Annotated in this window: 26 protein-coding genes and 1 pseudogene; 10 read left to right on the forward strand and 17 right to left on the reverse strand. The window is 64.6% G+C overall.

All coding sequences use genetic code 11. The annotated features are described in order from the left end of the window. On the forward strand, positions 1–487 hold a 487-nt coding region (locus tag P3W85_RS04005; protein ID WP_276263816.1), incomplete at its 5' end, for a carboxymuconolactone decarboxylase family protein. A 25-nt stretch (positions 488–512) separates the two neighbouring features. On the opposite strand, the gene P3W85_RS04010 is transcribed toward P3W85_RS04005, so the two are convergent. Next, complete coding sequence (locus P3W85_RS04010; protein ID WP_276263817.1) at positions 513–1,412, reverse strand: LysR family transcriptional regulator; 900 nt, start codon at positions 1,410–1,412, stop codon at positions 513–515. Between the two features lie 98 nt (positions 1,413–1,510). On the opposite strand from P3W85_RS04010, the gene P3W85_RS04015 reads away from it, so the two are divergent. Both P3W85_RS04015 and P3W85_RS04020 read left to right on the forward strand, forming a co-directional pair. Further along, positions 1,511–3,499: an alkyl/aryl-sulfatase gene (locus P3W85_RS04015; RefSeq protein WP_276263818.1), complete on the forward strand. Its 1,989-nt coding sequence runs from the start codon at positions 1,511–1,513 to the stop codon at positions 3,497–3,499. 80 nt (positions 3,500–3,579) lie between these two features. After that, positions 3,580–3,963, forward strand: a complete 384-nt coding sequence (locus P3W85_RS04020; RefSeq protein ID WP_017226869.1) for a nuclear transport factor 2 family protein — start codon at positions 3,580–3,582, stop codon at positions 3,961–3,963. 135 nt (positions 3,964–4,098) lie between these two features. Here the strand turns inward: P3W85_RS04020 and P3W85_RS04025 are convergent, their stop codons facing one another. Further along, complete coding sequence (locus tag P3W85_RS04025; RefSeq protein ID WP_276263819.1) at positions 4,099–5,055, reverse strand: LysR family transcriptional regulator; 957 nt, start codon at positions 5,053–5,055, stop codon at positions 4,099–4,101. 126 nt (positions 5,056–5,181) lie between these two features. Here P3W85_RS04025 and P3W85_RS04030 point away from each other — a divergent pair, with 126 nt between their 5' ends. The 3 genes from P3W85_RS04030 (at position 5,182) to P3W85_RS04040 (ending at position 7,477) form a co-directional block, all read left to right on the forward strand. Continuing rightward, positions 5,182–5,859 carry an HAD family hydrolase gene (locus tag P3W85_RS04030; RefSeq protein WP_276263820.1) on the forward strand — a complete coding sequence of 226 codons (678 nt, stop codon included), beginning with the start codon at positions 5,182–5,184 and terminating at the stop codon, positions 5,857–5,859. A gap of 46 nt (positions 5,860–5,905) precedes the next feature. After that, entirely contained in the window at positions 5,906–7,060 is a 1,155-nt protein-coding gene (locus tag P3W85_RS04035) for a DSD1 family PLP-dependent enzyme (RefSeq protein ID WP_035811630.1), read from the forward strand. 216 nt (positions 7,061–7,276) lie between these two features. After that, on the forward strand, positions 7,277–7,477 hold the full coding sequence (locus tag P3W85_RS04040; RefSeq protein WP_276263821.1) for a DUF3606 domain-containing protein: 201 nt from the start codon (positions 7,277–7,279) through the stop codon (positions 7,475–7,477). Positions 7,478–7,539: 62 nt separating this feature from the next. Here P3W85_RS04040 and paaK read toward each other — a convergent pair whose 3' ends face one another. The 7 genes from paaK to paaA all read right to left on the reverse strand — a co-directional run bounded on the left by paaK (position 7,540) and on the right by paaA (position 14,668). Then, positions 7,540–8,871, reverse strand: a complete 1,332-nt coding sequence (gene paaK / locus P3W85_RS04045) for a phenylacetate--CoA ligase PaaK (RefSeq protein WP_276263822.1) — start codon at positions 8,869–8,871, stop codon at positions 7,540–7,542. Between the two features lie 299 nt (positions 8,872–9,170). Then, on the reverse strand, positions 9,171–10,856 hold the full coding sequence (paaN, locus tag P3W85_RS04050; RefSeq protein ID WP_276263823.1) for a phenylacetic acid degradation protein PaaN: 1,686 nt from the start codon (positions 10,854–10,856) through the stop codon (positions 9,171–9,173). Between the two features lie 40 nt (positions 10,857–10,896). Next, entirely contained in the window at positions 10,897–11,985 is a 1,089-nt protein-coding gene (gene paaE, locus P3W85_RS04055; RefSeq protein WP_276263824.1) for a 1,2-phenylacetyl-CoA epoxidase subunit PaaE, read from the reverse strand. 13 nt (positions 11,986–11,998) lie between these two features. Further along, positions 11,999–12,544: a 1,2-phenylacetyl-CoA epoxidase subunit PaaD gene (paaD, locus tag P3W85_RS04060; RefSeq protein ID WP_276263825.1), complete on the reverse strand. Its 546-nt coding sequence runs from the start codon at positions 12,542–12,544 to the stop codon at positions 11,999–12,001. Positions 12,545–12,550: 6 nt separating this feature from the next. Next, complete coding sequence (gene paaC, locus P3W85_RS04065; RefSeq protein WP_276263826.1) at positions 12,551–13,351, reverse strand: 1,2-phenylacetyl-CoA epoxidase subunit PaaC; 801 nt, start codon at positions 13,349–13,351, stop codon at positions 12,551–12,553. Between the two features lie 14 nt (positions 13,352–13,365). Continuing rightward, positions 13,366–13,650, reverse strand: coding sequence for a 1,2-phenylacetyl-CoA epoxidase subunit PaaB (paaB, locus tag P3W85_RS04070; RefSeq protein ID WP_017226859.1), 285 nt, complete (start codon positions 13,648–13,650; stop codon positions 13,366–13,368). Between the two features lie 13 nt (positions 13,651–13,663). Beyond that, positions 13,664–14,668 carry a 1,2-phenylacetyl-CoA epoxidase subunit PaaA gene (gene paaA / locus P3W85_RS04075; RefSeq protein WP_017226858.1) on the reverse strand — a complete coding sequence of 335 codons (1,005 nt, stop codon included), beginning with the start codon at positions 14,666–14,668 and terminating at the stop codon, positions 13,664–13,666. Positions 14,669–14,887: 219 nt separating this feature from the next. Here paaA and P3W85_RS04080 point away from each other — a divergent pair, with 219 nt between their 5' ends. After that, entirely contained in the window at positions 14,888–15,130 is a 243-nt protein-coding gene (locus tag P3W85_RS04080; protein WP_276263827.1) for a hypothetical protein, read from the forward strand. Here the strand turns inward: P3W85_RS04080 and P3W85_RS04085 are convergent. The 3 genes and pseudogenes from P3W85_RS04085 to P3W85_RS04095 all read right to left on the reverse strand — a co-directional run bounded on the left by P3W85_RS04085 (position 15,127) and on the right by P3W85_RS04095 (position 16,444). Further along, entirely contained in the window at positions 15,127–15,831 is a 705-nt protein-coding gene (locus P3W85_RS04085; RefSeq protein WP_276263828.1) for an HAD family hydrolase, read from the reverse strand. The genes P3W85_RS04080 and P3W85_RS04085 overlap by 4 nt on opposite strands. Positions 15,832–15,851: 20 nt before the next feature. Continuing rightward, positions 15,852–16,037 (reverse strand): annotated as a pseudogene (locus P3W85_RS04090) (GNAT family N-acetyltransferase); the annotation flags it as partial. A gap of 8 nt (positions 16,038–16,045) precedes the next feature. Further along, a complete protein-coding gene (locus P3W85_RS04095; protein ID WP_276263829.1) occupies positions 16,046–16,444 on the reverse strand; it encodes a gamma-glutamylcyclotransferase family protein in 399 nt (132 codons plus the stop codon). A gap of 167 nt (positions 16,445–16,611) precedes the next feature. On the opposite strand from P3W85_RS04095, the gene P3W85_RS04100 reads away from it, so the two are divergent. After that, on the forward strand, positions 16,612–17,271 hold the full coding sequence (locus P3W85_RS04100; RefSeq protein WP_017226854.1) for a M24 family metallopeptidase: 660 nt from the start codon (positions 16,612–16,614) through the stop codon (positions 17,269–17,271). A gap of 240 nt (positions 17,272–17,511) precedes the next feature. Here the strand turns inward: P3W85_RS04100 and P3W85_RS04110 are convergent, their stop codons facing one another. After that, entirely contained in the window at positions 17,512–17,877 is a 366-nt protein-coding gene (locus P3W85_RS04110; protein WP_017226853.1) for a glyoxalase superfamily protein, read from the reverse strand. A gap of 147 nt (positions 17,878–18,024) precedes the next feature. Beyond that, positions 18,025–18,744: a LysE/ArgO family amino acid transporter gene (locus P3W85_RS04115; protein ID WP_346430234.1), complete on the reverse strand. Its 720-nt coding sequence runs from the start codon at positions 18,742–18,744 to the stop codon at positions 18,025–18,027. A 14-nt stretch (positions 18,745–18,758) separates the two neighbouring features. Between P3W85_RS04115 and P3W85_RS04120 the strand changes: the two genes are divergently transcribed. Then, the gene (locus P3W85_RS04120) at positions 18,759–19,229 is read left to right on the forward strand and encodes an Lrp/AsnC family transcriptional regulator (RefSeq protein ID WP_276263830.1); all 471 of its coding nucleotides are present in this window, start codon (positions 18,759–18,761) and stop codon (positions 19,227–19,229) included. Between the two features lie 234 nt (positions 19,230–19,463). On the opposite strand, the gene P3W85_RS45465 is transcribed toward P3W85_RS04120, so the two are convergent. The 3 genes from P3W85_RS45465 to P3W85_RS04130 all read right to left on the reverse strand — a co-directional run bounded on the left by P3W85_RS45465 (position 19,464) and on the right by P3W85_RS04130 (position 20,600). Then, entirely contained in the window at positions 19,464–19,556 is a 93-nt protein-coding gene (locus tag P3W85_RS45465) for an FAD-dependent monooxygenase (protein ID WP_430869490.1), read from the reverse strand. A gap of 151 nt (positions 19,557–19,707) precedes the next feature. Beyond that, entirely contained in the window at positions 19,708–20,091 is a 384-nt protein-coding gene (locus P3W85_RS04125; protein WP_276263831.1) for a c-type cytochrome, read from the reverse strand. A 107-nt stretch (positions 20,092–20,198) separates the two neighbouring features. Then, positions 20,199–20,600: a transposase gene (locus tag P3W85_RS04130; RefSeq protein WP_346430235.1), complete on the reverse strand. Its 402-nt coding sequence runs from the start codon at positions 20,598–20,600 to the stop codon at positions 20,199–20,201. Between the two features lie 495 nt (positions 20,601–21,095). Here P3W85_RS04130 and P3W85_RS04135 point away from each other — a divergent pair. Next, positions 21,096–21,246: hypothetical protein (locus P3W85_RS04135; protein ID WP_276263834.1), on the forward strand; the 151-nt coding region annotated here is incomplete at its 3' end.

A 21,246-nucleotide genomic window follows, 5' to 3' on the forward strand; every position in this document is an offset into this window, starting at 1 on the left:
AGGGGCGCCGCCCATCGCGCTGTTCGCAACCCTGGCGCGGGATGCGCGGCTGGCGGGCAAGTTCTTTGGTTCCGGCCTGCTGGACAAGGGAAACATCAGCCTGCGGGACCGCGAGATCGTCATCAACCGCACCACCGCGCTGTGCGGATCGGAGTATGAATGGGGCGTGCATGTGGCACGGTTTGGAGCGGCCGCCGATCTGACCGAGGCGCAGATCGACTCGCTGGCGCGCGGCGGACCGAACGACGCCTGCTGGACTCCCGGCGAGGCCACCCTGCTTCGCCTGTGCGACGCGCTGCATCGGGATTGCCAGGTGGACGACCAACTGTGGTCGCAGCTCGCGGCGAACCATGCCGAGGAGGCGCTGCTTGAACTGCTGATGCTTGCCGGCTTCTACCGGACGGTCAGCTACCTGACCAACGTCTTGCGCCTGCCGCTGGAACCGTTCGGCAGACGCTTCCCGCCCGGCATGCCTGGACGCAGTTAAGGAAAAGAGGGCTGCGGAAACCGGCCTATGCGGCCGCCTCCACCACCACCGTCACCGCCCTTTCCGCCGCCGGGGACAGCGTGCGCTGCGCCAGATGCACGACGACGAACTCCACCGTCATGGCGGGACTCCCCGCCAGATCGAGGGCAACCAGCGCGCCCGCCTCCAGTTCGGCCTTGAGCGCGCGCGCCGGCGCCAGCAGGACGGCATCGGAATGACAAGCCAGGCGTGTCAGCGCGCGAAAGTCGTTGCACTCCACCTGGAACGGCAGGCTTTCGCCAGGGCGGCAGCCCAGCAGCCGGCGCAACTGCCCATGGCCATACGGCGGCAGGGTCACCGACACCAGGGCTGCCTCGCGCAACTGTGCCGGTGTAACGCGGCTGCGGCCGCGGCAAAGCGGATGGTCCGGGCGCACGAACCAGCCGGAACGCTCCGGCCGCAGCCGCCGCACCTCCAGTTCCGCCACGGGCGGAATCGTGCGGCGCTCCGCCACCACGAAATCCAGCGTCTCGGCGTGCAGGGCGGCAAGCAGCGCGGGCGCGCTGTTCACCTCGGCCGTGATGCGGAGCTTCGGCCAGTCCCGGCTCATCGTGGACAATACCTCGGGCAGCAGGATGGCGGCAGGGAACGGCCCCATGCCAAGCTGGACGCTACCGATTTCGTGCTGGCTCACCAGCGTGAGATCGCGTGCCAGGCAACGGGTCTCGAACAGGATGCGCCGCGCCCGCTCCGCCACCATGCGTCCCGCCGACGTCAGCGACACGCCGCGCGCGCCGCGGTCGAACAGCGGCATGCCGGCCTCGGCTTCGAGCGCCTGGATGCTGCGGGTCAGCGCGGGCTGGCTCAGGTGCACGCGGCGGGCGGCGGCCGCCAGCGAGCCTTCTTCCGCCACCGCGATCAGGTATTCCAGCCGCTTCAGATTCAATGTATGCGCTCCATGCATTGCAGGGATAAAAAACTTGCAATTGAATTATAGCTGGCAATGGACTCCAATTAGCGTCCTGCCTCTCTTCGCGTCCCGCCATGCTTCTTCGCCGCACTGCCCTCCCCGCGCTGCTCACCTTGCTCATGCTCACCGCACTCCAGTCCGCCCTGGCCCAGGTCCCGGGCGCGCCGGCCTCGCCCGCCACCGCGCAAGCCAATGCGGCCTGGCTGCAAACCCTCCCCTTCGGCGACCGGCAGGATTTCGAGGATGCGCGGCGCGGCCTCGTGGCACGTTTCCCCGAGGGCGCCATCCACGGTGCCGACGGCCGCGTGGCCTGGGATTTCAACGCCTATGCCTTCGAGCGCGAGACAGGTGCGCCCCCCACGGTCAACCCCAGCCTGTGGCGGCTCGCGCAGCTCAACAACGAAGCCGGCCTGTTCAAGGTCACCGACCGCATCTACCAGGTGCGCGGCGCCGACCTGTCGAACATGAACATCATCGAAGGCGACACCGGCATCATCGTGATGGACCCGCTGATCGTGGCCGAGACCGCGCATGCCGCGCTGGCGCTGTATTACGCGCACCGGCCGCGCAAGCCGGTGGTCGCGGTGATCTACACGCATAGCCATGTCGATCATTTCGGCGGCGCCAAGGGCATTGTCAGCGAGGCCGACGTAAAAGCCGGCAAGATAGCGGTGATCGCGCCGGCCGGCTTCATGGAGGAAGCCATCAGCGAGAACGTGCTGGCGGGCAACGCCATGAGCCGGCGCGCGCAATACATGTACGGCGCCGGCCTGCCGCGCAGCGCGACCGGACAGGTCGACGCCGGCCTTGGCAAGGGCACCTCGCGCGGCACGGTGACGCTGCTCGCGCCTACCGACCTGATCGGCAAGACCATCGACACCCGCCGCATCGACGGCATCGACATCGAGTTCCAGCTCACGCCGGGCACCGAGGCGCCAGCGGAGATGAACCTCTACTTCCCGCAGATGCGCACCCTGTGCATCGCGGAGAACGCCGCCCGCACCCAGCACAACATCCTGACCATCCGCGGCGCGCAGGTGCGCGACGCCAAGGCCTGGTCGTACTACATCGGCCAGGCCCTGGCCCGCTACGGCGAGCGCAGCGACATCCTGATCGCGCAGCACCACTGGCCGACCTGGGGCCAGGCGCGCATCAACGAGTTCCTCTCCGACCAGCGCGACATGTACGCCTACCTGAACGACCAGACGCTGCGCCTGATGAACCACGGCCTCACCCCCATGGACATTGCCGACACGCTGCGCAAGCTGCCCGAACCGCTGGCCAGCAAATGGTATGCGCGCGATTACTACGGCTCGATCAGCCACAACGTACGCGCCGTCTACCAGCGCTACCTGGGCTTCTACGACGGCAATCCGGCCCACCTCGACCCCTTGCCGCCGGTGCAGACCGCAACCAAGACCATCGAATGGATGGGCGGCCCCGACGCCGTGCTGGCGAAAGCGCGTGAAGCCTATGCCCGTGGCGAATACCGCTGGGTGGCGCAGATCGGCAATGAACTGGTGTTCGCCGACCCGTCCAACGCCGCAGCCCGCGCGCTGCAGGCGGATGCGCTGGAACAGCTCGGCTACCAGAGCGAGAACGCCACCTGGCGCAACGCCTACCTGAGCGGCGCGCAAGAGCTGCGCAATGGCGTCAGAAAGGGCACGCCCGGCGGCACTTCCTCGCCCGACCTGGTGCGCGCGCTGACCGTGCCCCATTTCTTCGACTACCTGGCCGTGCGCCTGAATGCCGACAAGGCCGCCGGCAAGACCATGACGCTGAACTGGAACTTCACCGACCTGCGGCAGCGCTATGCCATGACCTTGCGCAACAGCGCGCTGACCTACCTGGCCGACGCGCAGCATCCCCAGGCCACGGCATCGATCACGCTGGACAAGGCCACGCTGGACCGCATCAGCCTGAAGCAGCTGACCCTGCCCGATGCCGTGCGCAACGGCAGCATCCGCATTGCGGGCGACCCGCAGGCGGTGGCGTCGCTGTTCGGCATGCTGGATACGTTTGACGGCCACTTCAATATCGTGACGCCGCAAGCGGCGCCTTGAATGGTGCATCGTCGCGCCCTAAGTTGGAGGCACGCGCGCGTCCTGGCAAGGGCGTGGGGCGCACGCAACCGGAGACCGACATGACCACCCCGCTTTCCATCGTGCAGGCAGCCTATGCAGCATATGGCCGCCACGACGTCAATGCCATCCTGGATCTGGTAGCAGACAAGGTCGACTGGAAGCTGGTGGGCCCGCCTCAGATTCCTTACACCGGGCAGCGCAACGACAAGGCCGAAGTCGCCACCTTCTTCACTCAGCTCGAGCAGACGGACGACACGCTTCTCTTCGAGCCGCGCGAGTTCATCGAGTCAGGCGACCATGTGGTGGTACTCGGTTTCCTGCGCGGGACCGCGCGCGCCGAGGGCAAGCTGATCGAGACGGAATGGGTACACGTCTTCACTGTCGTTGACGGCAAGATCCGCCGCTGGCGAGGCTTTGCCGATACCGCGGCCCGTTTTATATAAGGCGAGCGGCATGCAGGATGTGCCTTGCTGGATGCGGCGCGCTTGCGCGCAAGCCAGGCTTCGCGCCAGGCCGCAAGACGTTCGACGGAATCTGCGCAAAGCCGGCGTGCCGGCTTGAGCGGCCCGCCCGCCTGCTCAGGCCTGGCCCCGCGCCGGTGCCGCGGCGCTGTTCCGTGCGCCGCTTCCCAGCGTTTCCTCGAAAAACTGCAGCAGCGCCTGGACCCGGGCCGTGCGGCCCCGCCGGGTCGGCACCAGCAAGGTCACCGGCGCGCTGTCGAACTCCCAGTCGGCCAGGACGCGGACCAGCGTGCCACGCGCCACCGCCTCGGCGGCATCCCATTCCGACCGCAGCACCAGCCCAAGCCCCTGCTCCGCCCACTGCCGCGCGACGCTGCCGTCGTTGGTGGTAAAGGCAGGTACGACACGCAAGGTTTCACGGGCCGGTGACTTCCGCCCCCGCCCCCTTTCCGCACCCGGCCGGCGAAAGCGCCATAGTGTCACGTCCTCGTCGTTCTCGCGGATGCAGATGCAGGCATGCCCGAGCAGTTCGCGCGGCTCCCCAGGCGTCCCGTGCGCGCGGAGGTAGGCCGGACTGGCGCACAGCCACCGCGCGTTCGGCGCCAGCGTGCGGGCAATCCAGGACGAGTCCCGCACCACGCCGATATGGATCACGGCGTCGGAGTCCTGCCGGTCCGGCCAGGGCGTTTCCCGCAGGTCCAGTTGCAGGCGCAAGCCCGGGTGCAACTGCGCGAAGCGCGCGAGCAAGGGCGCGATATGGTGCCGCCCGTAGCCAAAGGGCGCGGCAATGCGCAGCGTGCCCGTCAAGCGGCGATCCTCGCGCCGAAAGGATTCGGGCAACGCTTCCAGTTGCGCCAGCAGCGCCGCGCCCTCCTGCGCGAAGCGCTCCCCTTCCGCCGTCAGGCTAAGCCGCCGGGCGGTGCGCGTGGCGAGCGCCAGCCCCAGGGTCGCTTCCAGTTTCCGCAAGCGCGCGGAGAGCGCCGGCGGCGTTACATTCAGCGCGCGCGCCGCCGCGCTGAGGGATGGCGCCTGCGCCAGCGCGTCGACCAGGCGCAGGTCCTCGATCTGGATCATTCACTTCTGCTTAACGATTGATGTTCCAGTATTTAACCACGTGCCACCCATTCGTTCCTACACTGAGGGCCTGTCGCTGCGAAGACCGGCGCACCACATCTCACCTTCGTCTTTGAAAAGGACCCCATGGACACTTCCGATCCGTCTCTTGCCCAAACCTGGCCCCGCGCGGTCCTGTTCGATCTGCTGACCGCCCTGCTGGACTCCTGGACCGTCTGGAATGCCGCCGCCGGCTCGGAGGCGCAAGGCCGGGCGTGGCGTGCGGAGTACCTGAAGCGAACCTACGGCTGCGGCGCCTATGTCAGCTACGAACAGCTTGTGCGGGAAGCCGCCCGGCACGTGGGCCTGCCTCCAAGTGCGCCGGATGCACTCGAAGCCGGCTGGGACGCACTCCCGGCCTGGGATGGTGCCCGCGCCCTGCTGAAAGCCCTGCGGCCCCATTGCCGCCTGGCGGTAGTGACGAACTGCTCGACCCGGCTGGGCCGCCGGGCTGCCGCCCTGCTGGATATCGACTGGGACGCGGTGGTCACGTCCGAGGAAGCCGGCTTCTACAAACCGGATCCCCGGCCCTATCGGCTCGCGCTGGCACGACTGGGCGTGCCGGCGGCGGATGCGGCATTCGTCGCGGGTTCGGGCTACGACATGTTCGGCACCTCGGCCACAGGCTTGCGCACCTACTGGCATAACCGGGTGGGCCTTGCCCTGCCCGCGGGCGCCCCGGCACCCGAAGCCGAGTCCGCGACACTGGAACCGGCGCTGCCGTGGCTCCGGGGCTTTCATGCGACGGGCCGCCAGGATGCCTAGCGCCAACGCCCTCCTCTCAGGACAAGTTACGACGAGTATGGAAGACATGGACAATATCGACCTTTCCCCGGCCGCACTCCTGCGCCTCGATACGCCGGCTGCAGTGATAGACACCGTCCGCATGCAACGCAATATCCAGCGCATGCAGGCACGCATGGACGCGCTCGGCGTGCGCTTCCGCCCGCATGCCAAGACCAGCAAGTGCACGCCTGTCGTGCAAGCCCAGTTGCAGGCCGGGGCGCGCGGCATCACCGTCTCCACGATCAAGGAGGCGGCGCACTTCTTCGCCGATGGCATCGACGACATCCTCTACGGCGTTGGCATGGTGCCGAGCAAGCTGCCCCAGGCCCTGGCGCTGCGCCGGCGCGGCTGCGACCTGAAGATCGTCACCGACAGCGTGGCTTCCGCCCAGGCCATCGCCGCCTTCGGCGCCGAGCATGGCGAAGCGTTCGAGGTCTGGATCGAGATCGACACCGATGGCCACCGCTCCGGCATCCGTGCGGACGAAGCCGCCCTGATCGAGGTTGGCCGCATCCTGCACGAAGGCGGAGCGCGCCTGGGCGGCGTGATGACCCACGCCGGCTCCAGCTACGACCTGGATACGCCCGAGGCCCTGGCCGCGATGGCCGAGCAGGAGCGCGCCGGCTGCGTCACGGCGGCGCAGCGGCTGCGCGAAGCGGGGCTGCCTTGCCCGGTGGTCAGCGTGGGATCCACGCCCACCGCGTTGTCCGCCCGGCACCTGGAAGGCGTTACGGAAGTGCGCGCCGGAGTCTACGTGTTCTTCGACCTGGTGATGCGCAACGTCGGTGTCTGCGCCACGGACGATGTGGCGCTCAGCGTGCTGGCCACCGTGATCGGACACCAGCCGGAAAAGGGCTGGGCCATCGTCGATGCAGGCTGGATGGCGATGAGCCGCGACCGCGGCACGCAGAAGCAGAAGCACGATTGCGGCTATGGCCAGGTTTGCGCCGTCGACGGTACCGTGATCCCTGGCTACGTGCTCAGCGGCGCCAACCAGGAGCATGGCATCCTCGCGCGGGAGGGCTCGCCGGATACCGGCATCGCGGCACGCTTCCCGGTCGGCACGCTGCTGCGCATCCTGCCCAATCATGCCTGCGCCACCGGCGCACAGTTTCCCGCCTACCAGGCCCTCGCCGAAGACGGCCAGATCGCCACCTGGAGCCGGTTCCACGGCTGGTAGGCATGCCGGCGGAGCATGCAGTGGCGAGCAAGGACTGCCCGCGCCCGAAGATAACCGCCTGAACGGGCACATGAACGCCGGCCGGCATCGGGTGGACCGAAGTCATGGCCATGCGCGGCCCGTGAATGACTACAATGCAAGACGGAATTTCGAAGGTGGCTTGCCCCCGCAATCGAAGCAACAGCTGGCCACGCCGGCAAGGATCGGGAGAACCGCATGAGCATCGACCTGAAGCGTTTCAAGCCGCTGGACCCGGGCCGCGTCAACACGATGGATGCCATCGATGTGCAGTATTGGTGCGCGGACCTGAACTGCACGCAAGCGGAACTTGAAGACGCGGTATCCAAGGCCGGCGATCACATTTCGGCGGTGCGGGCGCACCTGGAGGCCTCGCACCCGGACAGGCGGCACGGGTAGCCGCGCGCCGGGAGCCGCGGCTGCGCCCGGTACGCAGCCGCGCCTGCGGGAACGGGCCTGCCTCAGGCCAATGCGCCGGCCTGCCGCATGTCGATCACGCGTTGCGCCTTGCCGGTGGCCGTCGTCTTGATCTCGCCGGCATTCAGTACCCGCACGGCGGCGGAAACGCCGACCATCGTCTTCACCCGATGCTGCAGTTCGCGCGCAAGCTGCGCGCGCTCGCTATCGGCGAGCGCGTCGCAGATCCCGGCCCGCGCCTCGACCGACACGGATAGCGCATCCATATGCCCATCGCGCGTGATGCATAGCTGGTAGTTCCCGCTAAGCCGGGAGATGCCGAGAATCAGCTCCTCGATCTGGCTCGGGAATACATTGACGCCGCGGATGATGAGCATGTCGTCCGAACGGCCGGTGATCTTCGCCAGCCGCCGCATGCCGCGCGACGTTGGCGGCAGCAGCGACGTCAGGTCGCGCGTCCGGTAGCGGATCATCGGCATGGCTTCCTTGGAGAGCGAGGTGAACACCAGCTCGCCCGGGCTGCCATCGGGCAGGACTTCCCCGCTGACCGGATCGATGATCTCGGGATAGAAGTGATCCTCCCAGATCACCGGCCCGTCTTTGCTTTCAATGCATTCGCACGCCACGCCCGGACCCATGATTTCCGAGAGACCGTAGATGTCGAGGGCCTGTATGCCGGCGCGTGTCTCGATCTCGCTGCGCATGCCCTGGGTCCACGGCTCGGCGCCGAAAATGCCGACCCGCAGGGACGACTGCGCCGGATCCATGCCCTGCCGCGCCATTTCGTCGATCAGGTTGAGCATGTACGAGGGCGTGACGAGAATGATGGAAGGCTCGAAATCGCGGATCAGCTGAACCTGTTTCTCGGTCTGCCCGCCGGACATCGGCACGACCATGCAGCCGAGCCGCTCCGCGCCGTAGTGGATACCCAGGCCGCCGGTGAACAGGCCGTAGCCAAAGGCATTGTGCAGCGTGTCGCCGCGGCGCCCGCCCGCGGCACGTATCGAACGGGCCGTCACATTGGCCCAGGTATCGATGTCCTTCGCCGTATAGCCCACCACGGTCGGCTTGCCGGTCGTGCCGCTCGATGCGTGCACGCGCACGACCTCGTCCTTCGGGACGGCGAACAGGCCGAACGGATAGTTGTCGCGCAGGTCCTGCTTCGACGTGGTCGGGAACCTGGCCAGGTCGGACAATTGGCGCAGGTCGTCCGGGTGGACGCCGGCGGCATCGAAGGCGCGGCGATAGTGCGGCACGTTGTCATAGGCATGCCTGAGCGACCACTTGAGCCGTTGCAGTTGCAGCGCCTGCAACGCGTCGCGGCTGGCTAGTTCGATGGGCTCGAGTTCGCCCGGTTGAGGGATTGGCTGGACCACGGTTGTCTCCTGGTGATGACGCGACGCAATAGGATTGGACAGTGGCGGGGATGGGGGCGCCACTCAGCGGCTTGCCAGCCTGGCGTACGCAGCGGAACGCGGCGATGCGCGGCAACGGTCTTCGCCGTCGTGCCACGCCAGGCTGGCAAGTGACTGGTAAAAACAACGAGACGTCCACGCCGCCGGCCCATGCGAGCCGGCCGACCGGATGGTGGACGTGATGATTTATCGCCGGTTCGCGATCCGGAGCTGTTCGGGCGCCCGCCGGGCGGGCGCGCCGCGCGACACCGGCACGGGCATCAGGCCGGCTCGCGCTGCGGCACGTGGCGGCGGCTCTGCACCACGCGGAACCGGTTCGCGACGAAGGCGGCGTCGGCAAGGCTGGCATTGGCCGCGGGATTCGCGCCGGTGGCGTGAAAGTCCGAAAATGCGGCCGACTGGTTCACGAAAACGCCGCCGGTGAGGTTCACCGAGAGCGCGACACCGCCGGTCACCGCGGCCTCGCCGGCGGCATCCAGCACCGCTTCATCCGTGCTGTAGACCGACAGTGTCAGCGCCCCGCGCGTGCGGGCGATGCGGGCGGCGAGTTCCAGCGAATGCCAGGTTGAGTCGGTGGCGATCACGAACGCAATCGGGCCGAACCATTCCTGCGTGAACGTTGCCTCGTCGCGGCCCGCGTCCAGCTTCAGCAGGATCGGCGTGCTGACCGTGGCCTGCGGAAATGCCGGATGCGCCAGGCGCTGGCTCTCGAGCAGCGGCGTACCGAGCCCGGCGACCTGTTCGATGCGATCCAGCACGCCCTTGTTCTGGATCGCGCCTGTCAGCTCGACGGCCTTGGCCGGATCGGCAGTCAGCTTTCGCACGGCATCGGCAATGGACTGCGCCACGTCGTCGAACGAGACCGTGCCTTCGGCCGTCCTGATGCCATCGCGCGGCACATAGATATTCTGGGGTGCGGTGCACATCTGGCCCGAGTACAGCGCCAGGGAAAACGCGATATTGCGGGACACCGCCTTCAGTTCGTCCGCCGAATCGATCACGATCTGGTTGACGCCGGCCTTCTCCGTATAGACCTGAGCCTGCGGGGCATGCGTCTCCAGCCAGTCGCCGTTGGCGGTGCTGCCGGTGAAGTCGATCAGGCGGATCTCGTCGCGCGTGGCAAGCGATTGCACCAGCGCGCCGTCGTTGGGGGCAGTCGCCAGCAACGTCACCACGTTCGGATCGAAACCGGCCTCCTGCAGCACCTGGCGCGCAATGCGCACGGTGATGGCCAGCGGCAGGATGGCAGCCGGATGCGGCTTGACGATGACGGCGTTGCCGGTCGCGAGATCGGCAAACAGGCCGGGATAGCTGTTCCAGGTGGGAAAGGTGCAGCAGCCGATCACCAGGCCGATCCCGCGCGGCACGATGGTGAAGCGCTTTTCCATGGCGAGCGGCGCATTCTTGCCTTGCGGTTTTTCCCAGTATGCGGTCTCGGGGATATCGCGCATCGCGTCCCACGCATAGGCGATCGCCTCGAGCGCGCGATCCTGCGCGTGCGGGCCACCGGCCTGGAAAGCCATCATGAAGGCCTGGCCGGTGGTATGCATGACGCCGTGGGCGATTTCGAAGCTGGCCTGGTTCAGCCGCGCGAGGATTTCCAGGCTCACGCCGATCCAGGCCTTCGGGCCCGCCTTGCGAAACTGGGCCTGCGCCTTCTGCGCCGCCGCGATCAATGCATCCGGTTCCGCGTTGGGATAGCCGATATTCAGCGCGAAGCCAAAAGGCGAGCGCTCTTCGCCGACCGTGCCGCTGCCGGGCTGGTCGAGCCGGAAAGGCTGCCCGAGTTGTGCCTTGAATGCTGCTTCGCCGTCGGCGGCGGCGGTTTCGCCGTAGGCGCGCGGGCTGGGCATCTCATTGAAGGGACTCCAGTAGCCCCGGGTCTTGATGGCGTTCAGTGCGCTTTCGAGCGTCTTCTGGTGTTGTTCAAAGAGTGAGGAATTCATCGCGTGCGGCCGTTTGAAAAAAGGGGTTGCTGTACTTCGATTACCGTTCGTCGTAGCTCACGACAACCCGATCCGAGACCGGATGGCATTGACACGTGAGCACGAAGCCATCGTCGATTTCATGTTGTTCGAGTGTGTAGTTCTTTTCCATCTTCACTTCGCCTTCAAGGACCTTCGCGCGGCACGTGCAGCACACGCCGCCCTTGCAGGCGTAGGGCAGCGCAAGGCCGGCCTTGAGACCGACATCGAGCACGCTGACCCCCACATAGGGCAGCCGCAGCTTGCGCTTCTTGCCGTCGATGATCAGTTCCAGGTCCGCGGCCGGCATATCGTCGGTGATCTCGACGGGCGGCACGCCCGCCTGCGGCAACGGTGTGCCGAAGCGCTCCACATGCACCTTCTCCGGCGCCACGCCGGCGGCCTTCAGCGCGGTTTCGGCGGCATCCATCATCGGTCCGGGGCCGCAGATGAACGCTTCGTCGATCTCGGCGGCCGGCACCAGCGTATCCAGGAATGCCTTGCATTTCTCCTGGTCCAGCACGCCGTTGAACAACTCGACCTCCTGCAAATCGTCTGACAGCACGTGATACAGCGAGAACCGGCTCATGAAGCGGTTCTTGAGGTCTTCCAGTTCCTCGGCGAACATGATCGCGTCGACACTGCGGTTGCCGTAGATCAGCGTAAAGCGGCTGGTCGGCTCCATCTCGAGCGTGGTCTTGATGATCGCGAGCACGGGCGTGATACCCGAGCCGCCCGCGAACGCCACGTACGATCTCGACAGCTCGGCGTTCAGGTGCGTGAAGAAACGGCCATCGGGCGTCATCACTTCGATTTCATGCCCGGGCTGCAGCGTATCGAAGGCGAAGTTCGAGAAACGCCCGCCGCGCACCCGTTTGATGCCGATGCGCAATTCGCCATCGCGGTCGTAATCGGTGACGCCCACGCAGATCGAATAGGAACGGCGCGTTTCCTCGCCGTCGAGATGCACCTTCAGCGTGACGAACTGCCCCTGCGTGAAGCGATAGGCGTCGCGCAGGTCTTCGGGCACCTCGAACGAGACGGTGACGGCATCGGCGGTTTCGGGCCGTACCTCGCGGATACGCAGCGGATGGAATTGCGGAGTCGCCATGGTGTCGGTCCAGTCAATACGGTTTGAAGTAGTCGAACGGTTCGCGGCAGTCGAGACAGCGATACAACGCCTTGCATGCCGTCGAGCCGAATTGCGCGAGAAGCTCGGTGTGCACCGAGCCGCATTGCGGACAGGCAGGCAGGCTGCCGGCCGCGGCACGCGGCACGAAGCGGATGGTCGATTCCTGCGGCGCGCGCTGGCTGCCGCAGTTGCCCGTCGGCGGCGCAATGCCGTAGCGGCGCAGCTTCTCGCGCGCGTCGCTCGTGATCCAGTCGGTGGTCCATGCGGGAGCCAGCACGGTGGCAATGCGATGCGGTGCAATGCCGGCCGCCGTCAATGCCTGCCCGATATCCTCGGCAATCTGCGACATCGCCGGACACCCCGAATAGGTTGGCGTGATGACGACTTCGACGGCACCGTCCGCGGCGCGGCGCACATCGCGCAGGATCCCGAGTTCGCGGATCGACACCACCGGGATTTCCGGATCCGGCACCGCTTCAAGCACGGCCCAGGCGCGTGCCAGCGTGGCGTCTGCATGCAGCGTGGCGTTGGCGTTCATTGCGGCCTACCAGGTTGCGCCGGGATGCTGGCGCGCCAGGGACTGCATTTCCGCGAGCAGGTAGCCCATGTGTTCGGAGTGCTCGCCATGCTTGCCGGTCGTGATGTGCTCCACCTCTGCCGGCGCCTTGAGCGTGGCCTGGGCAAGCGTCGCGGCGACGTCTGCCTGCCATGCGGGCTCGAGATCCGCCGCCAGGGGGCCGATGCCGGCCGCGGCGATCGCGGCCTCCACGGCGTCGGTCGCAAAGAGCTCCCGCGTGTACGGCATCAGGTAATCCAGCGCCGCCTGCGCCCGCCGGTGCGACTCATCGGTGCCGTCGCCGAAGCGGATCAGCCAGTCGCTCGCGTGGTGCAGGTGATAGCGGGTTTCCTTCAGCGACTTCGCGGCGATGGCCGCCAGGTGCTCGTCGGCGGAGGCTTGCAAAGCCGTCCACAAATGGCTCATCAGCGCCGAGTACAGGAAGTTGCGCACGATGGTCACGGCATAGTCGCGCTCGGCGCGCGCCGTGCCGGCGAGCGGCCCGAAATGCGGCAGCTCGGCGATGGTGTAGTTGGCAAATTCGCGCTCGGTGCGGAAGTACGCGTAGCTGTCTTCCGTTTTCTTGTCGCCGCTGAGCGCTTCGTCGAGGGTGGCCGCGTGCGAGTACAGCAGGCGCGCCTGGCCGATCAGGTCGAGGCTGATGTTCGTCAGCGCGATATCTTCCTCGAGCGCGGGACCGTGGCTGCACCACTCGCTGTTGCGCTGGCCAAGGATCAGCGCGTTGTCGGCCAGGCGCAGCACATAGGACAAATGTTGGGGCGTAGTCATGGTGATGTCGCGCCTTACATGTGGTTGATTTCGTCGGGCAGCACGAAGAAGGTCGGATGGCGGTAGATCTTGTCGCCCGCCGGTTCGAACAGCTCCTCCTTGTCGGCCGGGTCGGAGGCCGTGATGGCTGCCGACGGCACCACCCAGATGCTCACGCCCTCCTGGCGGCGCGTGTACACATCGCGCGCCATGCGCAGCGCGGCGCTCGCATCGGGCGCATGCAGGCTGCCGCAATGCTTGTGGTCAAGCCCCTGCTTGCTGCGCACGAACACTTCCCAGATCGGCCATTCCTTGTTCATTTTCGTCTCCTGTTCAAGCGGCTTGTTTCTTGGCCCGCGCGGCCTGTTTGGCGGCATGCGCAAGCGCGGCTTCGCGCACCCACGCGCCATCCTCGTGCGCCTTCACCCGGGTGGCGAGGCGCTCCTTGTTGCAAGGGCCATCGCCATTGACAACACGCCAGAACGCTTCCCAGTCGATCGCGCCGTAGTCGTGCGCCTTGCGTTCCTCGTTCCACTTCAGGTCCGGGTCCGGCAGCGTCACGCCGAGGATCTTCGCCTGCTCGACGGTCGCATCGACGAACTTCTGGCGCAGGTCGTCGTTCGAAATGCGCTTGATGCCCCACTGGAACGACTGGCCGCTGTGGATCGAGTCCTTGTCGCTCGGCCCGAACATCATCAGCACCGGCCACCACCAGCGGTCCACGGCCTGCTGGACCATATCCTTCTGCGCTTGCGTGCCCCTCATCATCGACAGGAGCGCGTCGAATCCCTGGCGCTGGTGGAACGACTCCTCCTTGCAGATGCGGATCATGGCGCGCGCATACGGGCCGTAGGTGCAACGGCACAGTGGGATCTGGTTCATGATCGCCGCGCCATCGACCAGCCAGCCGATCACGCCGACATCCGCCCAGGTGGGCGTCGGATAATTGAAGATGCTCGAATACTTGGCCTTGCCGGCATGGAGCGCCTCCACCAGCTGGTCGCGCGAGACGCCCATCGTTTCGGCGGCGCTATACAGGTACAGACCGTGACCGCCCTCGTCCTGCACCTTGGCCAGCAGGATCGCCTTGCGCTTGAGGCTCGGGGCGCGGCTGATCCAGTTGCCTTCGGGCTGCATGCCGATGATCTCGGAATGCGCGTGCTGCGAGATCTGCCGGATCAGGGTCTTGCGATACGCATCGGGCATCCAGTCCTGCGCTTCGATCTTGCCGTCGGCCTGCATCACCGCATCGAAGCGGGCCTGCTCTGGCGACACGTCGGTGTTCGCCGGGTCGACCGGCTGAAGGCCGCCGGGGATGTCGAGGGACTGTGTGTACATGGGAATCATCCTGTGGACCGATGACGCAGTATATTTATAAACCGACCGGTCGGTTGATAAATTATTTAAATCTATATTTATATTTCAATAGAAAAAACGCAACGAGGAATGAATGCGCAGCCGGAGCCCTCAACAGAACTGCCTGTAGCGCAGATAGATATGCCTAGAGCACATCAAGAACACCACTCAGAACGATCTGGGCTTCAGCAATGGGACTGCGTGACCCCGCGCACCAGCTTTGCACTGAGCGTGGTAGCGGATCTCGCGGGCCACGGCGTGGCGCAGGACATCCAGCGCCAGATGGAATACGACCCGGAACCGCCCTATCGGACCGGCTCGCCCCGCACGGCGCCGCCGGCGCTTGTCAACGCGACGCGCGAGAAAATCGCGTCGTTCGTCGAGCACCGCAGGAATGCCACGCAGCGCGCGGCGGAGCGTCTTGCGAGACTGCCGGCTGTCTAGGCGCGCGGGAGCGCGGACGACACCGGCCCGCCGCCGCCCTGCAGCCACGGCATCGCGCGTGCGAGGTCCGGAAACACCGTGGCGCCGCGTGACGTCAGCACGTCGGCCGCCGGAGGAGAACCGACGCCGATAAAACCGATCCCCAGCCGACCGGCAACCTCGAGATCCCAGCGTCCGTCACCCACCGAATCCACATCCCTGGGCTCGGCAATGCCATAGTATTGCTTCGCCCGTTCGATGGCCGCCGCCACCAGATCCGTCCTGGAAGCATGCTCGGACGCCGTCATCAGGGTTGGCTCCGCATACGCGATGCCGATTGCCTGGAGCTTGCGCCGGCTGACGCTCCTGATGCCGCCCGTGGCATATACAACGGCCCAGCCTGTGTTTCCCGCGGCCTCGACAAACGCCCTTGCGCCGCGAATCTCCACCAGGCCGCGTTCGGACAACCGGGACACAAAGTGCTGGTCGAGGTCCTGCTCGAACAGCGCCTGCTCATGCGGCAACATCTGCGCACGCCCACCCGCCGCCAGCGCGTGGGCGAGGATGCCGGTGTCGGTGTGATGGGGATAGCTTCCCCAGTCGGTATCGAGGTCCGGCAACCCAAGCGCCGTCATCGCTGCCAGGAATGCCGACTGGTGCAGGCCGACGGAGTCCGACAGGGTGCCATCGATGTCCAGGACGAGAATGCGGTCTTTTTTCATGTGGAGGATCGTCTAGTCCGCTAGTCCAGGCTCAACGTCATATGTTCTTCGTCATAGAACCGGTCTCCGACACGCATGGCGCGCGGTTCCAGGCCGAACGTCTTGAATCCAAGGGAGCGATACAAAGCCTGCGCACGGGGGTTTTCGGCATTGACGCAAAGGTGGATCTGCAGGATGCCCAGTTCGCGGGCATGCAGCGCCCCGGCGGCCGGGGTCAGCCAGGAGTATGCCCTTCCAGCGCAGGCGGCACAGCCGAGTCCGCTGCGACATACACCCATGCCTGAACGCCGGAGGCAAGCGCCACCCGATCCCGCCGATAGTCGGATACCTCGTAAGCATCCGCATGGCGCAGTTCTTCGGCCGTGATGGCAAATACCGTCCCGCGCACGCTGTCGCCGGCATTCCCACTGTATGCGACGACGGGATGGTGGGTCTTGCCACTGGTCGCGACGACCTGCGGATCCTCGATCTTGAGCATGGTGAGTGCGTATCCCGGCATGACGTCCGCGCGGCCGTCGAGCTTTCGGCCGAACGTCGCCAGTTGCACCGCCTCCAGTTGCAGCGTGCCATACGAAAAAAGGTTTTCCGTGAAGTCTTGACGGGTAGCGGGCATGGCTGGACTCTAGTGGCAGCGGGAGCTGGATTCTGGGAGTTGGATTCTATATCGGCGCACCGATCAGGATGCGCGGCCGTGAGGCCATGGCAACCAACGCGCTGGACGCTGGATATGGCACCATTATATTCTTGCAAATATAACGCAACACACTACGGGAAATCCAGATGGCAGGAAGCATGCAACAGGCGGTCGGCAGTCAATACGCACTAGAGTCGATGCAGTTTGCACGCGACAAGACGTGGCAAGTCGTCAACCGGGTCGCCGAGCTGGTCCGGCCCGGCATGCTCGAGTCGGAGGCAACGACGCAGTGCAAGGCCGTCCTGGAAGAACTTGGAATGGATCGCATCTGGCACCCCGTCCTGATCCGTTTCGGCGAGAACACCCTGAGAACGTTCAAACAGCGCTCCGTCGGCGATCCGCGGCTCAAGGAGAACGACATCTTCTTCATTGACCTCGGGGTCGTCTGGGATCGGCACGAAGGCGATGCGGGTGCGACCTTCGTGGTCGGGAGCGATCCGGAAATGAAAGCATGCGCGGATGCCGCAAAGTCGGTCTTCGACGAGGTCGAGCATCATTGGAGAAGCACCGGCGCAGGAGGCAAGGCACTGTATGACTACGCCGCCGGGCGGGCATCGGCGCTTGGCTGGCGGCTCAACCTGGAGATCAAGGGGCATCGCGTCAGCGACTTCCCGCACGCCATCTACAGAGCCGGGGATCTGGGCGACTTCGCCCCTTGTCCGGATGCCGGGCTCTGGATTCTCGAAATTCAGCTCGCGCATCCGACCCGGCCCTTCGGCGCGTTCTACGAGGACCTGCTCATCTAAACGCAAGCGGGCCTGCCTGACCACGCCCCGCACGACCGCAAACAGGATGTTGGGCTGCGACAGTGCCGCGATATCGATGCCGTGGTGGCTCTCGGGCGGGTATAGCGGTTCCTGGTATGCGTCGAGTTCGTCGATGAGGCGAATCACGTCCGCTTGATCGGGGCTTTCAAGCGCGATCTGCCGCCGCCGGCGGGGCGATCCATGGCCGGCCATGCAGCCAGCCCTTGGCGACGGCGCCATTCAATCCTTGGACAGCTCGCAAAAGCGAAGCCGGTTGCCGAAGGGATCCGCTACCTGCATCAGACGCCCCCAGCCCACGGTCTCGATGCCGGGCCTGGCATATGGATACTGCTTGGCGGCAAGTTCGCCGTGCAGGGAATCGATGTCTTCGACCGGCACGAATATCGTCGATCCCGGTGTGCTATCGCCGTGGTGCTCGCTCAGGTGCAGCGTCAGGCCGGAGCGTCTCACCTGGGCGTACAGGGGCAAACCCTCCTCGAAACGATGTTCCCAATCCAGGGAGAAGCCGAGAAAGTCCAGATAGAACTCCTTGGCCTTCTCAACGGAAAAGATGCGGACGATGGGGATGGCAGCAGACAGATGCATGGCGTCAGGGAAATGAAGGGGACGGAACACACGATGAAACGGAGAACAACGGAAGTCTACCCGAGAGCACACGGCAGACGGTAAGGATCGGCGGCCGATGTTCTTTGTCATCTCGGGCTACCTGATCACGTCGCATGGCCGCCCCGGCTACGTTGCCAGAGCCGAAATCCACTGCCAGATCGCAAACGCGGCCAGCGCGACCGCCGAGACCGCGTTGATGCGCCGGCGCCAGGCGGGCGTGAAGAAATGGCGGCCCCGCGCGACCACCAGGGAGAGCGCCAGCCACCAGAGCGACGACCCTGCGAATACCCCCAGGATCATGGAAACGGGAGAAATGGGACCCAGGGCACCGCCGCTCAATGCGCCGAACACAGCGACAAATGACAGGATGGTGGCGGGATTGGACAGGGTCAGTACAAACGTACCGGCGAGACAGCGCAGCAGATCCGAGCCGCCGGATACGGACGCCGCCGATGTCGCCAGCGGCGCGCGCCAGGTGCGCCAGGCCAGCCAGAGCAACAGGGCGCCGCCGCCCAGCGCCAAGGGCATGCGCGCGGCGGCAAGCGCATGGATGATCCAGCCAACCCCGAAAGCGCCGATCGCGCCGTAAACGGCGTCCGCCAGCGCGGCACCCATGCCGGTGGCCAGTCCCACGGCCATGCCGCGCTCAAGCGTGCGCTGAATCGTCAGCAGCCCGATGGGGCCGACCGGGGCCGCGATCGAGATCCCGACCAGGGCCGCCTTGAGAAAGAGGAGAAGCGTCGTAGAGTCCATGCGCACATGGTAGCCAGTTCTCTGCGGCAAACGAATCGGGTAAATTCTGCTGTACGGCAGAATTGCTTTCGATTTTTTAAGCCGTCCAGCCAAAGTACGGAGATTCCATGCTTGAACTCGATGACAAGGCGTGGCGCCTGATTCAGGCCATCCAGGCCGACGGGCGGCAGCCGCTCAAGGTGCTTGCCGAAGCCACGGGCTTGTCCATCCCCGCCACGCTGGAGCGCCTGCGCCGCCTCGAGGAGGCCGGCGTGGTGCGGGGGTTCCATGCGGACATCGACCCGAAAGCGGTGGGCTATGGCGTACGCGCCATCGTGGGGATCAATGCACCCCAGCCTGGCAAACAGGCATTGCTGGACAAGCTGCGCAGCTCGCCACGTGTACTGGAATGCCACCATGTCAGCGGCAACGATTCCTACATGCTATCCGTGGTAGCCACCGATCTGGAGGACCTGGAGCGATTCCTGTCCGAGATCAACGGGTTCGGCGAGACGCGAACTTCCATTGTTTTCTCGACGCCGATCGAGCGCCGGGGGCTTGCGCGGCCGGTAGAACGGGAGCAGCGCCAAGCCGGCTAGCCTGCCGTTGGTCCGCCCGCGCTTCCGAGTCGGCATGCGACTGCCATCGATATTCAAGCTTCCACGGCGCGGCGCAAGGGTTTCGACAAGCGAGAGTCATCGCCGAATTCAACCGAGATTGTTCATTGGCGATGTGCCCGCGAGAGGTCGACTGGCTCAGTAAGAATTTGGACCGTGGCAGGGGTAAGCTGGCCCGCGCGACTCCGGCTCTCTACATAATTTGTTGATCAACTCTCAATAACCACGTTGCTTATATTCATGAGAAAAAAGTTGCCCCAACATCAATCCAGCTGGGCCAGCTCCAACGATTGCAACCTTTGTCCGCATGAGTTTATCCCTCCAAGTTATAAAGCTTGAAGAAAAATCAGCGAGAGCCACTGATCATATCCAATATCTCATCAGCTCCTCGCTGAATAACTTGTTTGCAACCAACCCTGAAATGGCTCTTATATTTCTGCGCCCACCTCTCATCTCGAAATCATCGATTTTTTGAGATCGCGCCACTCATGTATTGATTTAAATCGCGAAAATCCTTAACCCTCCAAGAGTATGGCGGTAGCTTTACACCGTTCTCTTGCAAAGTTTTGGGAATCAAATCTCCATTTGGCCGAAGTATTATCGATGATACAATAACGCCCGGATAATCATTTAGTCGTTTTTTGAAAGCGGATGTCGTAAGATCAGGTGTAGGAGGATTGCTTTTATTAGCCAATGGCCCTGTTCCCTTGAGATCTATTCCGTGGCACATGGCACATCTCTGTGAATAGAGATTTTTCCCATTGACATTATCCGCGAAGGATAGTGACGCTTGAATTAGCGATAAAATTCCCAGCGAAGCGATGAATAAAGTTTTTATTTTCATTTTTCATGTAGCCCTGTTGTATAAATCAGATCTGAATCGAGGGCAAACCCCGGAGGTGCCACTGCAACGCTCAATTCTCTCGATAACATTTGAACCGAGATTGTTCATTAGCAATGTGCTCGCGCCCGTGAGAGGTCGACTGGCTCGCCGGCATTGCCCCACAAGCCCTCAAACCACGGTCTTCGTTTTCGCGCGACGGCCAGGCGCAAGACTGGCTTGACGTTTCTTGCATCGTCATCCCACAGGGCGCCCACGGCCAGTACCTGATGGTGAAGCGTGGAGAGGGTGTGATGCACCTTTTGACGCATCACTGCATGGCGAAACACGCTCATCAGGTTGTAAGCGGGCATCGCCACGCCCAGCGCTGCCTCCATGACCCAGAAGTCGCGTAACACAAAGCTACTCAAACCAAAGTCGGCCTTGAGTTCCTTGATGCGGTTCTCGCAATCGGCCCTGCCTCGATACAGGCGCCAGACTTCCAGCGCGGGAAGTTGCAGATCGGTGAGCATGGCCCCGTAGCGCCAGCCCTGCAAATCGGCGTCCTCGGCAAACAGCGACAGCGTCTTGCCCCTAACGGTGGCGTTCTTGGCGCCGTCCTTGCGGCCGTCATTATCCTTCGGGACGCCCTTGCTTGCAAGGATCGCCCAGAGGGGCTAATGAACAATCTCGGATTATTTCAAATCCCGGCCATTGCTTTGTTCCAGTCGCTTCCTGAATTCTCGCGCCCTTCGCTGATACGGTGAATTCAGCGCGCTCTGATACTGTACGGCGTCCCGGGGCCCGGCTACGCTTGACTCGATACGCTCCTCACGATGAATTCATGGCGTTCAGTCCGCGGTTTCCGCGGCTGTCCCGCTCTATCGCCCTTGATAGGCCATGATTTTCTCGTCCCGACCATGCCGGAATATCGCTCGCGAAACCGCCCCTCGATAATTAGTGGATTCAGGAAATTCCATCGATCCGGTTCGCAACACGATTGCCTTGCCGATCTCGTACTGCAAACCATGACCACCATATCCGAAAGCAACGAACCAAAGCTGGATGGCACGCTCGACCCGGGCCGGGAGGCGCTGCGCAAGGCTGCCCTGGAATATCACGAGTTCCCGACCCGGGGCAAGATCTCGGTCACGCCGACCAAGCCGTTGTCCAACCAGC

This window comes from Cupriavidus basilensis (genome assembly GCF_029335485.1).
GTDB classification, from domain to species: Bacteria; Pseudomonadota; Gammaproteobacteria; order Burkholderiales; family Burkholderiaceae; genus Cupriavidus; species Cupriavidus basilensis_E.

Excerpts from the sequence above, each read along its gene's own strand:
- P3W85_RS04015 (WP_276263818.1), top strand. The coding sequence starts at position 1,511 with ATGCTTCTTCGCCGCACTGCCCTCCCCGCGCTGCTCACCTTGCTCATG.
- P3W85_RS04020 (WP_017226869.1), top strand. The coding sequence starts at position 3,580 with ATGACCACCCCGCTTTCCATCGTGCAGGCAGCCTATGCAGCATATGGC.
- P3W85_RS04025 (WP_276263819.1), bottom strand. The coding sequence starts at position 5,055 with ATGATCCAGATCGAGGACCTGCGCCTGGTCGACGCGCTGGCGCAGGCG.
- P3W85_RS04030 (WP_276263820.1), top strand. The coding sequence starts at position 5,182 with ATGGACACTTCCGATCCGTCTCTTGCCCAAACCTGGCCCCGCGCGGTC.
- P3W85_RS04035 (WP_035811630.1), top strand. The coding sequence starts at position 5,906 with ATGGACAATATCGACCTTTCCCCGGCCGCACTCCTGCGCCTCGATACG.
- P3W85_RS04040 (WP_276263821.1), top strand. The coding sequence starts at position 7,277 with ATGAGCATCGACCTGAAGCGTTTCAAGCCGCTGGACCCGGGCCGCGTC.
- paaN (WP_276263823.1), bottom strand. The coding sequence starts at position 10,856 with ATGAATTCCTCACTCTTTGAACAACACCAGAAGACGCTCGAAAGCGCA.
- paaE (WP_276263824.1), bottom strand. The coding sequence starts at position 11,985 with ATGGCGACTCCGCAATTCCATCCGCTGCGTATCCGCGAGGTACGGCCC.
- paaD (WP_276263825.1), bottom strand. The coding sequence starts at position 12,544 with ATGAACGCCAACGCCACGCTGCATGCAGACGCCACGCTGGCACGCGCC.
- paaC (WP_276263826.1), bottom strand. The coding sequence starts at position 13,351 with ATGACTACGCCCCAACATTTGTCCTATGTGCTGCGCCTGGCCGACAAC.
- paaB (WP_017226859.1), bottom strand. The coding sequence starts at position 13,650 with ATGAACAAGGAATGGCCGATCTGGGAAGTGTTCGTGCGCAGCAAGCAG.
- paaA (WP_017226858.1), bottom strand. The coding sequence starts at position 14,668 with ATGTACACACAGTCCCTCGACATCCCCGGCGGCCTTCAGCCGGTCGAC.
- P3W85_RS04085 (WP_276263828.1), bottom strand. The coding sequence starts at position 15,831 with ATGAAAAAAGACCGCATTCTCGTCCTGGACATCGATGGCACCCTGTCG.
- P3W85_RS04095 (WP_276263829.1), bottom strand. The coding sequence starts at position 16,444 with ATGCCCGCTACCCGTCAAGACTTCACGGAAAACCTTTTTTCGTATGGC.
- P3W85_RS04100 (WP_017226854.1), top strand. The coding sequence starts at position 16,612 with ATGGCAGGAAGCATGCAACAGGCGGTCGGCAGTCAATACGCACTAGAG.
- P3W85_RS04110 (WP_017226853.1), bottom strand. The coding sequence starts at position 17,877 with ATGCATCTGTCTGCTGCCATCCCCATCGTCCGCATCTTTTCCGTTGAG.
- P3W85_RS04120 (WP_276263830.1), top strand. The coding sequence starts at position 18,759 with ATGCTTGAACTCGATGACAAGGCGTGGCGCCTGATTCAGGCCATCCAG.
- P3W85_RS45465 (WP_430869490.1), bottom strand. The coding sequence starts at position 19,556 with ATGCGGACAAAGGTTGCAATCGTTGGAGCTGGCCCAGCTGGATTGATG.
- P3W85_RS04125 (WP_276263831.1), bottom strand. The coding sequence starts at position 20,091 with ATGAAAATAAAAACTTTATTCATCGCTTCGCTGGGAATTTTATCGCTA.
- P3W85_RS04130 (WP_346430235.1), bottom strand. The coding sequence starts at position 20,600 with ATGCTCACCGATCTGCAACTTCCCGCGCTGGAAGTCTGGCGCCTGTAT.